Annotated in this window: 13 protein-coding genes; 12 read left to right on the top strand and 1 reads right to left on the bottom strand. The window is 73.2% G+C overall.

The features are described from left to right. Positions 1–44: 44 nt before the first annotated feature. The 7 genes from ABT112_RS19975 to ABT112_RS19945 all read left to right on the top strand — a co-directional run bounded on the left by ABT112_RS19975 (position 45) and on the right by ABT112_RS19945 (position 7,766). Entirely contained in the window at positions 45–1,130 is a 1,086-nt protein-coding gene (locus ABT112_RS19975) for an NADH-quinone oxidoreductase subunit B family protein (RefSeq protein WP_351511345.1), read from the top strand. Between the two features lie 91 nt (positions 1,131–1,221). Further along, positions 1,222–3,009, top strand: a complete 1,788-nt coding sequence (locus ABT112_RS19970) for a nickel-dependent hydrogenase large subunit (RefSeq protein WP_351511343.1) — start codon at positions 1,222–1,224, stop codon at positions 3,007–3,009. A gap of 39 nt (positions 3,010–3,048) precedes the next feature. After that, positions 3,049–3,975: a NifU-related iron-sulfur-binding protein gene (locus tag ABT112_RS19965; protein ID WP_351511341.1), complete on the top strand. Its 927-nt coding sequence runs from the start codon at positions 3,049–3,051 to the stop codon at positions 3,973–3,975. 203 nt (positions 3,976–4,178) lie between these two features. Beyond that, on the top strand, positions 4,179–4,820 hold the full coding sequence (locus ABT112_RS19960; protein WP_351511405.1) for a DUF5947 family protein: 642 nt from the start codon (positions 4,179–4,181) through the stop codon (positions 4,818–4,820). Further along, positions 4,808–5,515, top strand: coding sequence for a DUF6084 family protein (locus ABT112_RS19955; RefSeq protein WP_351511339.1), 708 nt, complete (start codon positions 4,808–4,810; stop codon positions 5,513–5,515). The genes ABT112_RS19960 and ABT112_RS19955 overlap by 13 nt, the downstream gene beginning before the upstream one ends. After that, positions 5,512–7,065: a hypothetical protein gene (locus ABT112_RS19950; RefSeq protein ID WP_351511337.1), complete on the top strand. Its 1,554-nt coding sequence runs from the start codon at positions 5,512–5,514 to the stop codon at positions 7,063–7,065. The genes ABT112_RS19955 and ABT112_RS19950 overlap by 4 nt, the downstream gene beginning before the upstream one ends. Then, the gene (locus ABT112_RS19945; protein ID WP_351511336.1) at positions 7,062–7,766 is read left to right on the top strand and encodes a hydrogenase maturation protease; all 705 of its coding nucleotides are present in this window, start codon (positions 7,062–7,064) and stop codon (positions 7,764–7,766) included. The genes ABT112_RS19950 and ABT112_RS19945 overlap by 4 nt, the downstream gene beginning before the upstream one ends. A 104-nt stretch (positions 7,767–7,870) precedes the next feature. On the opposite strand, the gene ABT112_RS19940 is transcribed toward ABT112_RS19945, so the two are convergent. Next, the gene (locus tag ABT112_RS19940) at positions 7,871–8,266 is read right to left on the bottom strand and encodes a helix-turn-helix transcriptional regulator (protein WP_351511334.1); all 396 of its coding nucleotides are present in this window, start codon (positions 8,264–8,266) and stop codon (positions 7,871–7,873) included. Between the two features lie 102 nt (positions 8,267–8,368). On the opposite strand from ABT112_RS19940, the gene ABT112_RS19935 reads away from it, so the two are divergent. The 5 genes from ABT112_RS19935 to hypD are packed head-to-tail and all read left to right on the top strand — an operon-like array spanning position 8,369 to position 13,582. Beyond that, entirely contained in the window at positions 8,369–8,848 is a 480-nt protein-coding gene (locus ABT112_RS19935) for a hydrogenase maturation nickel metallochaperone HypA/HybF (protein ID WP_351511332.1), read from the top strand. Continuing rightward, the gene (hypB, locus tag ABT112_RS19930) at positions 8,832–9,602 is read left to right on the top strand and encodes a hydrogenase nickel incorporation protein HypB (protein WP_351511330.1); all 771 of its coding nucleotides are present in this window, start codon (positions 8,832–8,834) and stop codon (positions 9,600–9,602) included. The genes ABT112_RS19935 and hypB overlap by 17 nt, the downstream gene beginning before the upstream one ends. An 18-nt stretch (positions 9,603–9,620) precedes the next feature. Beyond that, positions 9,621–12,104 carry a carbamoyltransferase HypF gene (gene hypF, locus ABT112_RS19925; RefSeq protein ID WP_351511328.1) on the top strand — a complete coding sequence of 828 codons (2,484 nt, stop codon included), beginning with the start codon at positions 9,621–9,623 and terminating at the stop codon, positions 12,102–12,104. 9 nt (positions 12,105–12,113) lie between these two features. Then, on the top strand, positions 12,114–12,452 hold the full coding sequence (locus tag ABT112_RS19920; RefSeq protein WP_351511326.1) for a HypC/HybG/HupF family hydrogenase formation chaperone: 339 nt from the start codon (positions 12,114–12,116) through the stop codon (positions 12,450–12,452). Then, positions 12,449–13,582, top strand: a complete 1,134-nt coding sequence (hypD, locus tag ABT112_RS19915) for a hydrogenase formation protein HypD (RefSeq protein ID WP_351511324.1) — start codon at positions 12,449–12,451, stop codon at positions 13,580–13,582. The genes ABT112_RS19920 and hypD overlap by 4 nt, the downstream gene beginning before the upstream one ends. Positions 13,583–13,630 lie beyond the last annotated feature (48 nt).

Here is a 13,630-nt window from a genome sequence, read left to right as displayed (position 1 = left end):
GCCGCACCCTGGCGCGCCCGAGGGACCCGGAGGAGGACGCGCTTATGAGCGACACGACCGTCACCTCCGCCGATGCCGGGACAGTCGACGGAGAAAAAGCGGAAGCCGCCCCGATTCACATACTGTGGATCAACGCGGGCCTGAGCTGTGACGGTGACTCCGTCGCGCTGACGGCCGCCACCCAGCCGAGCATCGAGGAGATCGCTCTCGGAGCCCTGCCCGGCCTGCCCGAGGTCGCCGTCCACTGGCCGCTGATCGACTACGAGTGCGGCCCGGTCCAGGGCGCCGACACCTTCATCGAGTGGTTCTTCAAGGCAGACCGCGGCGAGCTCGAGCCCTTCGTCCTGGTCATCGAGGGATCCATCCCGAACGAGGCGATCAAGCAGGAGGGCTACTGGTGCGGCTTCGGGGACAACCCCGAGACCGGCCAGCCCATGACCACCAGTGAGTGGATCGACCGGCTGGCGTCCAAGGCCCTGGCCGTCGTCGCCCTCGGCACCTGCGCCACCTACGGTGGCATCCACGCGATGGAGGGCAACCCGACCGGCGCCATGGGCGTGCCCGACTATCTCGGCTGGGACTGGAAGTCCTCGGCGGGCATCCCGATCGTCTGCGTCCCCGGCTGTCCCGTGCACCCGGACAACGCCTCCGAGACCCTCACCTACCTGCTCTACCAGGCCGCCGGCTCGGCACCGATGATCCCGCTGGACGCGGAGCTGCGGCCGACCTGGCTGTTCGGCGCCACCGTGCACGAGGGCTGCGACCGGGCGGGCTACTACGAGCAGGGCCAGTTCGCCCACGAGTACGACTCGCCGCAGTGCCTGGTCAAGCTCGGCTGCTGGGGCCCGGTCGTCAAGTGCAACGTCCCCAAGCGCGGCTGGATCAACGGCATCGGCGGCTGCCCCAACGTCGGCGGCATCTGCATCGCCTGCACCATGCCGGGCTTCCCCGACAAGTTCATGCCCTTCATGGACGAACCGCCGGGCGGCACGGTCTCCAGCGCGGCCAGCGGGGCGTACGGCGCCGTCATCCGGAGGCTGCGCAACATCACCGCCAGGACGGTCGACAAGGAACCGAAGTGGCGGCGCAAGGGAGACCGGATCCTCACCGGATACCGCCCGCCGTGGTGATCCCCGCGCGCGGACCAGGGGCCGCCCACCGACGCGGTCCGACACCGACGGCCGACGGCCCGACCGGCGGCTGAGGAAGGTGGCCGAAGCCATGGCACCGAAGACGAAGAAAGCGGCGGACGGCAGCGGCCTGCTCGAGATGTCGTGGGACCCGATCACACGCATCGTCGGCAGCCTCGGTATCCACGCCAAGGTCGACTTCAAGCAGAAGCGGGTGGCGGAGTGCTACAGCACCTCGTCCGTCTTCCGCGGCTACAGCGTGTTCATGAAGGGCAAGGACCCTCGGGACGCGCACTTCATCACCAGCCGCATCTGCGGCATCTGCGGGGACAACCACGCCACCTGCTCGGTCTACACGCAGAACATGGCCTACGGAGTGGCACCGCCGCACCTCGGTGAGTGGATCATCAACCTCGGCGAGGCCGCCGAGTACATGTTCGACCACAACATCTTCCAGGAGAACCTGGTCGGGGTCGACTACTGCGAAAAGATGGTCCGGGAGACCAACCCGGGCGTGCTCGAACAGGCCGAGCGCACCGAGGCCCCGCACGCCGCCGAACACGGCTACCGCACCATCGCCGACATCATGCGCTCGCTGAACCCCCTGGAGGGCGAGTTCTACCGCGAGGCGCTCCAGGTCAGCCGGATGACCCGGGAGATGTTCTGCCTGATGGAGGGCCGGCACGTGCACCCGTCGACGCTCTACCCCGGCGGCGTCGGCACGGTCGCGACCATCCAGCTGTTCACCGACTACCTCACCCGCCTCATGCGGTACGTGGAGTTCATGAAGCGGGTCGTACCGCTCCACGACGACCTGTTCGACTTCTTCTACGAGGCGCTGCCCGGATACGAGGAAGTCGGCCGCCGCCGGGTGCTGCTGAACTGCTGGGGCGCCCTCAACGACCCCGAGTACTGCGACTTCACCTACCGCAACATGAGCGAGTGGGGCCGCCGGATGTTCGTCACCCCCGGCATCGTCGTGGACGGCGAACTCGTCACCAACGACCTGGTCGACATCAACCTCGGCATCCGCATCCTGCTGGGCTCCTCCTACTACGAGGACTGGGCGGGCCAGGAGAAGTTCGTCGAGCGCGACCCGCTGGGCAACCCCGTCGACATCCGCCACCCCTGGAACCAGCACACCATCCCGGTGCCGCAGAAGCGGGACTTCGACGGCAACTACAGCTGGGTCATGTCGCCGCGCTGGTTCAACGGCACCGACCACCTGGCCCTGGACACCGGCGGCGGCCCCATCGCCCGCCTGTGGTCCACGGCGCTCAACGGGCTGGTCGACATCGGCGGCTACGTCCAGGCCACCGGGCACAGCGTGAAGATCAACCTGCCGCGGACCATGACCCGGCCGGAGACCACCTTCGAGTGGAAGATCCCGCGCTGGAGCAACGCCATCGAGCGCAACCGGGCCCGCACCTACTTCCAGGCCTACACGGCGGCCGCCGCCCTGTACTTCGTCGAGCAGGCCATGGCCGAGGTCAGGTCCGGCCACACCCAGACCTGGGAGAGCTTCGAGGTGCCCGACGAGTCCATCGGCGTCGGCTTCACCGAGGCGGTGCGCGGCGTGCTGTCGCACCACATGGTGATCCGGGACGGGAAGATCGCGAACTACCACCCCTACCCGCCGACCCCGTGGAACGCCAGCGTCCGTGACACCTACGGCACCCCCGGCCCCTACGAGGACGCCGTGCAGAACACCCCCATCTTCGAAGAGAACCCCGTGGAGAACTTCAAGGGCATCGACATCATGCGCGCGGTGCGCAGCTTCGACCCCTGCCTGCCCTGCGGGGTGCACATGTACCTCGGCAGCGGCAGGACCCTCCGGCAGACCCACGCGCCCAGCGGCCTGAGCGGACTGGCCGGCTGAACCGGGGCGCTCCGGCCGGCGACCGGCAGGAGGTGCGGCATGAGTGCGGCAGCGAAGGAACAGGAGCAGGCGGGCCGGCGGATCGAGGAACTCCTCGAGGCCCTCGACCGGACCGCCGGCCCGGAGGCGCGCGACACCGCCGACGAACTCGTCCGTGCGCTCGTGGAGTTCTACGGACAGGGCCTCTCCCGGATCGTGGAACTGCTGGAGTCGGCGGACCCGGGCACACCCCCCGTCGACGTCCTCACCCGTGACGAACTCGTCTGCGGGCTGCTTGTCCTGCACGATCTGCACCCCGAGGACACCATGACCCGGGTGGAGCGCGCACTCGACGAGGTGCGCCCCTACCTGGGCTCCCACGCCGGGGATGTGGAGATCACCGGACTCGATCCCGGCACCGGGATCCTGCGGCTGCGGCTGCGCGGCAGCTGCGACGGCTGCCCGTCCTCGGCCCAGACCGTCCGCTGGACGATCGAGGGGGCGGTGGCCCGGGCCGCTCCGGAGGTCGCCGGCGTGGAGGTCGAGGGCGTCGAGGAGCAGCAGCCGGGCGAGCCCGCCCTGCTCCAGATCGCGTCCCGGCCACCGGACCCCGCCGGGCCGCCACCGCCTGCCGCGACGGTCGCCACCCACCGCGGGGGCGAGGCCGACTGGCTCACCCTGGACGGTCTCCCGCGGCTCGCCGTCGGCGGAAGCACCGTGCACCGGGCCGCCGGGGTGCCGCTCTTCCTCGTCCGGCTCGCCTCCGGCCTCTACGCCTACCGCGACCACTGCCCGGTGTGCGCCGGAACCGTCCACGACGGCGCCCTGGACGGCGAACGGCTGCGCTGCGCCCAGTGCGCCGCGGAGTACGACATCCACCGGGCGGGCCGCGGCGGCCGGGGGCACCTGGAGCCGGTTCCCCTGCTGGAGGAGGACGACGGGGTCCGCGTCGCGCTGCCGGGTGTGCCGGCCGGAGCGGGATCATGACGGCCCGGCCGGCCCCGGGCACCGCGCGCCGGGTGGGCGACTCCGGGCCGCCGCGTGAGGCCGGCGCGCAGGCGCCGGGCAGCTCCGCGCCACCGGTGCGCGGGACCGCACCGTCACGGAGTGACACCGCACGTCCGCCGGGCGGCGCCGCGGGCCCGGCGGCCGGGAATCCGCCGCGCGGTCCTGCCGGAGCCCTCCCCGGCCTGCGCCGATTCACCCAGCGGCCCGAACCGGACCAGGAGCGCTGCGAACTGTGCAACGAACCCCTGGCCGGGGAGCACCGGCACCTCGTCGACACCCAGCGGCGCGCCCTGAAGTGCTGCTGCACCGCCTGCCACCTGCTGTTCACCCGCCCCGGAGCCGGAGGCGGACGGTTCCGCGCCGTTCCCGACCGGTATCTGGCCGACCCGGGGTTCACCCTGGACGACGCCGACTGGAACCGACTGCAGATCCCGGTCGGGCTCGCGTTCTTCTTCCGCAACTCCGCACTCGACCGGCTCGTCGCCTTCTACCCGAGCCCCGCCGGTGCCACCGAGAGCGAACTCGACCCGGAGACCTGGCGGGACGTGCTCGGCGACAGCCGGCTCGCCGCCGCGCTCCGTCCCGATGTCGAGGCCCTGCTGGTCCACCGCGAACCGGGCGGGCCGGGGGAGTGCCACCTGGTGCCCGTGGACGTCTGCTACGAGCTGGTGGGACGCATGCGGCTGCACTGGCAGGGGTTCGACGGCGGCGCCGAGGCCCGCGCCGACCTGGCCGACTTCTTCGAGCGGGTGCGAGACCGGGCGCGGCCGTACACCCCGGTGGACCGGCCGGCCGACGAAGGGGGCGGCTCATGGCCGACCTGACCTTCAGCTGCACCGGCGTCCGCCCCGAGCCGTACGGGGCCGGTCCGACGCTGCTGTTCCGGCTCCGCATCGAGGAGACCGAGGGCTTGCGGGTGCACGCCATCGCCCTCCGCTGCCAGATGCGCATCGAGCCGGTGCGCCGCCGCTACGAACCGGGCGAGGCCGAGCTGCTCGGCGATCTCTTCGGCGAGCCCGGGCGCTGGGGCACCACGCTCAAGCCGCTGCAGTTCGCCCACGCCTCCCTCACCGTCCCCGGGTTCACCGGCTCGACGGAGACGGACCTGCCCGTGGCCTGCACCTACGACATGGAAGTGGCGTCCGCCAAGTACTTCCGGGCGCTGGCCGGCGGAGAGGCACCGCTGCTGCTGCTCTTCTCGGGCACCGTGTTCAGCGGCGACCAGGGATTCCGTGCCGAGCCGATCCCCTGGCACAAGGAGACCCAGTTCCGGCTGCCCGTCCGGGTGTGGCAGCAGATGATCGAGGAGTACTTCCCGAACTCCGGGTGGCTGCGGCTGCGCCGGGACTGCCTGGACGCCCTGCAGCAGTACCGCTCCGCCCGCGCGCTGCCGTCCTGGGAACGCGTCGTCGAGGAGCTGCTGAGCAGCGCACCGGGACCGTCCGGCGCGGGACCGTCCGGGGAGGGAACCGCCCAGGTCGGCGGCCCGGACCGGGCCGGAGAGGGGTGGGCGCCATGACCACCGACGCCGCCACGGAGGCGGTCACCCGGGTCACCGAGGGGTTCACCGCCGCCCGCACCGTGGCCGACGCCGTGCTGTTCGAGGGCTACGTCCTCTACCCCTACCGGGCCTCGGCCGGGAAGAACCGGATGCGCTGGCAGTTCGGGGTGCTCGTGCCCCCGGGCTGGGGGGAGGCCGCGGGAGAGCACTCCCGGCAGCGCACCGACTGCCTCTTCGAGCCCAGGTCCGCCGACCGGCTCCTGGTGGAACTCCGCTTCCTCCGGGTGCGCCGCCGCACGGTCGAACGCCTCGGCGCCGACGGCCGGACCTTCACCGGCGTGCCGGAGCTGGAACTGCCCGACCGGGTCGTCGTCCCCTGGGACGAGGGCGTGACCGTGGAGATCGCCTGTTCCGTACCGCTCGCCGAACTGGCCGGCGGCGGCCGCACCGAGACCTTCCACCGGCCCGGTTCCGTCGCGTACGAACCGGTCCGGGACGACCACGGGCGGTCTCTCGGCCGCATGGTGCGCGAACTGCGGGAACTGCACGGCGAGATCCGGCTCGCCACCGAACCCGTCCCCGGCCCCTACGGCGCGCTGCGGCTGATCGCGGAGGTGCGCAACACCGCGCCCTGGACCCCTGACGGGGACGCCGGCCGGGACGCCGCGCTGCCGCACAGCGCGGTCGCCGCCCATCTGCTGCTCGGGCTGCCCGGCGGGCGGTTCCTGTCGATGGCGGATCCGCCCGAGTGGGCCCGTCCGGCAGCCGAGGCCTGCCGCAACGAACACACCTGGCCGGTACCGGCCGGGGCCGGCGGCCGGGACGACGTCCTGCTCTCCTCCCCGATCATCCTGGAGGACCACCCCCGGATCGCCGAGGAGAGCCCCGGCGCCCTGTACGACGCGACCGAGATCGACGAGATCCTCTCGCTGCGCACCGCGGCCCTCACCGACCGGGAGAAGCGCGAGGCCCGCGGTACGGACGACCGGGCCGCGGACGTCATCGATCTGGTGGACGGCATGCCGGCCGCGGTGCTGGAGCGGCTGCACGGCGCGGTCCGGGGGCTGCACGAGGTCACCGACGAGGGCGGGGGCCCCACCGGCCCTCGGAGCCGTGACGAGGACGCCGACGGGGGGCTCCGCTCCCGCGGGAGCACCGACGCGGGGACGGGTCCCGGCGGGACACCCCGTCCGCCGTCCCCGCCCGGCCTGCCGACCGGGCCCGGACTGCCCTGGTGGGACCCCGGGAACGACCCCGGCGCCGACCCCGCCCGGGACGCCGTCGTGGTGTCCGGCCGGGCGGTCCGGGCGGGCAGCCGGGTGCTGCTGCACCCGGGGCTGCGGCACACCGACGCGCAGGACATGTTCCTCAGCGGCCGGTCCGCGACGGTCGAGGCGGTGTTGGGCGACGTCGACGGCGAAGTCCACATCGCCGTCGTGGTGGACGGCGACCCCGGCGCCGACGTACGCCGGGACCAGGGACGCTTCCTCTACTTCAAGACCGACGAGGTCGAGCCACTGGACGACCCGCCGCCCGGTGCGGCGGACGGACCCGGGGAGCGGCCATGACCACCGCCCCGCGCCCCACGGCTGCCCGCCCCACGGACGGGCGCACCCTGATCGCCGGGGTGGGCAATGTCTTCCTGAGCGACGACGGCTTCGGTGTCGAGACCGTCCGCCGGCTCACCGGCCGGCCGCTGCCCGCCGGAGCCGACCTGATGGACGTCGGCATCCGGGGCGTCCATCTGGCGTACCGGCTGCTCGACGGCTACACCCGGCTGGTGCTGGTGGACGCCGCACCGCACGGCGCCGAACCGGGCACCGTCTCCCTGCTCGACGCCACCGCCCAGACGCTGGCCCCGGCACCGGACACCGGTGCCCCGGGCGGCCTCGACGGCCACGGCATGGACCCCGCCACCGTGCTCGCCCTCGTACGGGAGCTGAGCGCCGGGGCCGGAGGATCGGTGCCCGGACAGGTCCTGGTGGTGGCCTGCGAACCGCAGTGCACCGACGAGGGCATCGGACTCAGCGAACCGGTGGAGGCCGCCGTCGACCACGCGGCCGCCCTGGCCCTGGAGATCGCCGGACGGCCGTACCCCGGCACCGGCGACGAGATGTCCCGCCCCACCTCCCACGAAGGAGACCGGCATGGAACGGATATGGATGGGCGCCGCGGCCGCCGCGACGGCACTGGGCGCGGCCTACGTGATGGCGAGGACCCTGCCGGACCTCCGGCGCTACCTGCGGATCCGCAGGATGTGACGCGGTGACGACGGCTGCCCGCCCTCCTTCGGTCACGCCGCCGACGGCGCGTGGCCGGGGACCGGCGCGGGGTTCGGTGCACGGACCGGGACCAGGGCCGGGAAGTCGGTCTCTAGGACCGTGTCGCCCGGCGGCCGGTCCCCGGAACACCCGTGCCCCGGGCCGGGACGGCCGTGGGCAGCTGGGCGTACCGCTCCAGGAAGACATGGAGGGTCTCGTGCAGTTCACCGAGCCGCAGGAACCAGAGCGCCAGCTCCATGGCGCCCTGCGGAGTGATCTCGTACCGGCGCCGGGCCGGACCGGTCTCCGAGGCGCGCCACGAGGAGGCGAGCATGCCGTCCTTCTCCATGCCGCGCAGAACCCGGTAGACACCGGCCGAGTCGCAGTCCGACCAGCCGAACGCCCGCAGCCGCTGCAGCAGCTCGTAGCCGTGGTCCGGCCGCTCGGCCAGCAGCAGCAGAAGGACGGGGACGATCAGCCCGCGCCGCTCCGAGCCGTGAACGGTCATGGTTCAGGTCTCCTGCCGGGAAGGGCCCACCGCTGCGGAGGGGGCTCCTCCGTCCACGGTAGTGATCCGCCCCGGGACCGGCGAGCGGGGAGGTGACGGAGCGTGCATGAGCTGTCGATCGCCCTGGCCGTCGTCGCACAGGTCGAGGACGCCGCCCGCGCCCACGGCGCCCGGCGCGTCGGCTCGCTGCGGGTCCGGATCGGCGAGCTCTCGGGCGTGGTGCCCGACGCCCTGGCCTTCTCCTTCGACCTCGCCGCCGACGGCACCCTGCTGGAGGGCGCGGAACTGATCACGGAGACGGTCCCGGCCCGGGCCCGGTGCCCGGTCTGCGAGCGGGAGACCGCGGTCGGCGTGCCCCCCGCCCTGTGGTGCCCGGCCTGCGGCGAACCGCTGACGGAACTGCTCACCGGGCGCGAACTGGACATCGGGGACGTCGTGTTCCACGACCTCGACGACACCGGTGACCTCGGTGACACCGGCGCCGACGCGCCGACCGGCGCACCCGCGACCGGCGCATCCCGCGCCGGCGCCGAGCCCGACGACGGCACCCCCGAGGAGGCAGCCCATGTGCCGCACCGTTGACCTGCACCAGGCCGTACTCGCCCGCAACGACGAGCACGCCGTGGACCTGCGCCGCCACCTGGCGGACCGGGGCATCGCCGAGGTGAACCTGCTCTCCAGTCCGGGCAGTGGCAAGACCGCCCTGCTGGAACTGCTCCTCGCCGGCGCCGTCCGCCGCGGCGTCCCCGCCGCCGCCGTCACCGCGGACCTGGCCACCGAGAACGATGCCGGGCGGCTGGCCGCCGCGGGCGCGCCGGTCAAGCAGGTGCTCACCGACGGCCTCTGCCACCTGGAGGCGGGCATGCTCCGCCGCCACCTGGAGGGCTGGCTCCCGGACGGCACCCGGCTGCTGTTCGTCGAGAACGTCGGCAACCTCGTCTGCCCCGCCTCCTACGACCTCGGGGAGACGCTGCGGATCGTCCTCGGCTCCGTCACCGAAGGCGAGGACAAGCCGCTCAAGTACCCCACGGCCTTCGGGCTCGCCAACCTTGTGATCATCACCAAGACCGACATCGCCGAGGCCGTCGACTTCGACGAGGCGGCGTTCCGGCGCCACGTCCAGCAGGTCAACCCCGGTGTGCCGGTCCTGCGGACCTCCGCCCGGACCGCGACGGGAGCCGACGCCGTGCTCGACACCGTCCTCGCTGCCGCGGACGGCGCCCCGGTGCACCAGCCGCCCCTTGCACGGACGCATCAGCAGCACATGCACCGGCACGACCACGGCGCGCACGATGGACACGAGGACCACCACCATCCGGCGGGCCTGCCCGGCTAGCCGCGACCGGAGGACTTCATGACGCGTCCGATCGCCCCATCCGCCCCCGTCGGCGACGCGCGGCTCCGCGAGCGCCGCCGGGTCGCCGTGCGCGGGGTGGTCCAGGGTGTGGGCTTCCGCCCCTTCGTGTACGCGCTCGCCGGTGAACTCGGCCTCAGCGGCTATGTCACCAACACCCCCGAGGGCGTACTGACCGAGGTGGAGGGGTTCCCCGCGGACGTGGCCGCGTTCTGCACCCGCGTCGCCACCCAGGCACCGCCGCTCGCGGTCGTCGAGTCCGTCACCCACGAGGTGATGCCCGGCCGGGGCGGCACCGGCTTCGCCATCCACACCTCCGAGGACGGCGCGGGCCGCACCCTGGTCTCCCCGGACGTGGCCACCTGCGCCGACTGCCTCCGCGAACTCATGGACCCGGCGGACCGGCGCTACCGGCACCCCTTCATCACCTGCACCCACTGCGGGCCGCGGTTCACCGTCGTCACCGGGCTGCCCTACGACCGGGCGCGGACGACGATGGCCCGCTTCCCGATGTGCGCCGACTGCGCCCGGGAGTACGAGGATCCGGCCGACCGCCGCTTCCACGCGCAGCCCGTCGCCTGCAACGCCTGCGGCCCCCGGCTGCGGCTCGTCCGCGGCCGCTCCGGCACCGGCCCAGAGGCCTCCGGCCCGGACGGCGCCCCTGGCCCGAGGAACGTGACCGGCGGACAGGGCGTCCCCGCCGAGGACGGCCTCACCGGTGAGGACGCGCTCGCCGAGGCACGCCGGCTGCTCGCCTCCGGTGCCGTCGTCGCCGTCAAGGGCCTCGGCGGCTACCACCTGGCCTGCGACGCGGGCGACCCGGAGGCCGTCGCGACGCTGCGCCGCCGGAAGAACCGCGGCGACAAGCCGTTCGCCGTGATGACCCGCTCCCTGACCACCGTCGAACAACTCGCCCACGCCGGCCCCGCCGAACGGGACCTGCTCACCGGCCGCCGTCGGCCGGTCGTCCTGCTCCGCCGCCGCACCCCCGCCCCCGGGGCACCGGCCGTCGCCGACGCCGTCGCCCCCGGCAGCCCCGACCTGGGCTTCCTGCTGCCCTACACCCCGCTGCACCAGCTGCTGCTGGGACTGCCCGGCGACCCCGAAGGGCCCCCGGTCCTGGTCATGACCAGCGGCAACCGGTCCGGCGAGCCCATCGTCACCGACGACGCCGAGGCGCTGACCCGGCTCTACGGGCTGGCCGACGCCTGGCTCACCCACGACCGCCCCATCCACGTCCCGTGCGACGACTCGGTGGTGCGGGTGTGCGGCGGCGAGGAGCTGCCGGTGCGCCGCTCCCGCGGCTACGCCCCGTTCCCCGTCGCCCTGCCCGTGCCCGTCGAGCCGGTCCTCGCCGTGGGCGGCGACCTGAAGAACACCTTCTGCGTCGCCGACGGGCGGTACGCCTGGCTGTCCGCGCACGTCGGCGACATGGACGACCTGTCGACCCTGCACGCGTTCGAAGCGGCCACCGGTCATCTGCGGGCGCTCACCTCGGTCACCCCGGTGGTGACCGTCGCCGACCGGCACCCCGGCTACCGGTCCGCGCAGTGGGCCGGGCGCACCGCCGCCGGGCGCCCGCTGCGCCGGGTGCAGCACCACCACGCCCATGTGGCCTCCACGATGGCCGAGCACGGCCTGGACGGATCCGCCCCGGTGATCGGCGTCGCCTTCGACGGCACCGGCTACGGCGACGACGCCGCCGTGTGGGGCGGCGAGGTGCTGCTGGCGGACTACGACGGCTTCGAGCGCTTCGCCCACCTCGCGTACGTCCCGCTGCCCGGCGGCGACGCGGCCGTCCGCAACCCCTACCGGATGGCGCTGTCCCATCTGCGGGCCGCGGGCCTCCCGTGGGACGAGGACCTCCCCTGCACGGCGGCCTGCCGCCCCGGCGAACTCCGCCTGCTCGGCCGGCAGCTGGACCGGAACCTCAACTGCGTCCCCACCTCCAGCATGGGCCGGCTGTTCGACGCGGTCTCCTCGCTGGCCGGCGTCCGGCACCGGGTCGACTACGAGGCGCAGGCCGCCATGGAGCTGGAGAACGCGGCGCTGGAGCGGACCGCGGACTGCGGCCCCGGCTACCGGTTCGCCGTCCGGGACGGCGCCGGCGGCCCGCTGCTCGCCGACCCGGCCCCGGTGCTCGCGGCCGTGATCCGGGACCTGCGCTCCGGCGCGGGCCCGGGAGAGGTCGCCGCCCGGTTCCACCTCGCCGTGGCCGGCCTGGTCGGCGAGATCTGCGCGGCGGCCCGGGAGGCGACCGGCCTGAGCACGGTGGCCCTCACCGGTGGGGTCTTCTGCAACGCCGTGCTCACCACGGCGTGCGCCGAGCACCTCGGCGCCGACGGATTCACTGTGCTGCGGCACCGCAAGGTGCCCCCCAACGACGGCGGCCTGGCCCTGGGACAGGTGATGGTCGCCGCCCGAACCGCGTCCGGGCCCCCGGCGGCGCAACCGCGACCGACCGGTCAGCGGGCCACGAGCTGAGGAGGAGCGATGTGTCTGGCTGTTCCCGGCCGAGTGCTGGAGATCGAGGAGCGCGACGGAACACGGATGGCCCGCGTCGACTTCGGCGGCGTGGTCAAGGACGTCTGTCTGGAGTACGTGCCCGACATGCGGATCGGTGACTACGCCATCGTGCATGTCGGCTTCGCCCTCCAGCGGCTGGACGAGGAGTCCGCCCGGCAGACGCTGGAACTGTTCGAACACCTCGGCGTCCTCGACGAGGAGTTCGGAGACGCCTGGGGCCGCGCCGCCAAGGAGGCGGGGACCGGCAGACCGGCCGGCACCGGCACCGGCCCCGGCAACGACCCGTCGAAGGAGGCACCGTCATGAAGTACCTCGACGAATTCAGCGACCCCGTTCTGGCCAAGCGCCTCTTCGACGACATCCGGGCCACCGTCACCCAGCCCTGGTCGCTGATGGAAGTATGCGGCGGGCAGACCCACTCGATCATCCGGCACGGCATCGACCAGCTCCTCCCCGACGGGATCTCACTGATCCACGGCCCCGGATGCCCGGTCTGCGTGACCCCGCTGGACGTCATCGACAAGGCCCTGGAGATCGCCTCCCGGCCGGACGTCGTCTTCTGTTCCTTCGGCGACATGCTCCGGGTGCCGGGCAGCAAACGCGACCTCTTCCAGGTGAAGAGCGAGGGCGGCGACGTACGCGTCGTCTACTCGCCGCTGGACGCCCTGAAGATCGCGCGGGACAACCCGGACCGGCAGGTCGTCTTCTTCGGCATCGGCTTCGAGACCACCGCGCCCCCCAACGCGATGACCGTGTACCAGGCGAAGAAGCTCGGCATCGAGAACTTCAGCCTGCTCGTCTCCCACGTGCGGGTGCCCCCGGCGATCGACGCCATCATGAACGCGCCCGACTGCCGGGTGCAGGCGTTCCTCGCCGCCGGCCACGTGTGCACGGTGATGGGCATCCGTGAGTACCCCGAACTCGCGGAGCGGCACGAAGTGCCGATCGTGGTCACCGGCTTCGAGCCGCTCGACATCCTCGAGGGCATCCGCCGCGCCGTGCACCAGCTGGAGGCGGGCGAGCACACGGTGGAGAACGCCTACCCCCGTGCCGTCCAGCCCGACGGCAGCCCCGCGGCCCGGGCGATGCTCGACGACGTCTTCGAGATCACCGACCGCGCCTGGCGGGGCATCGGCACCATCCCCTCCAGCGGCTGGCGGCTGTCGGAGAAGTACCGGGACTACGACGCCGAGCACCGGTTCTCGGTCAGCGGCATCGACACCCGGGAGTCCACGGTCTGCCGCAGTGGCGAGGTCCTCCAGGGGCTGATCAAGCCGCACGAGTGCGCCGCGTTCGGCAAGGAGTGCACCCCGCGCAACCCGCTCGGCGCCACGATGGTCTCCAGCGAGGGCGCCTGCGCCGCGTACTACCTCTACCGCAGGCTGTCCGAGCCGCCTGCGTCCGATTCGACGGAGGAGGCGACTTCCGTTGGGTGATGCGGCCGACCGGCATGTGGTCCAACTGACCGATGCCATCGCCCCGGT

This window comes from Streptomyces sp. NPDC002055 (genome assembly GCF_040296705.1).
GTDB lineage: Bacteria > Actinomycetota > Actinomycetes > Streptomycetales > Streptomycetaceae > Streptomyces.
Note: the sequence above shows the minus strand (reverse complement) of the source record. Positions and strands in the feature narration are given on the sequence as shown.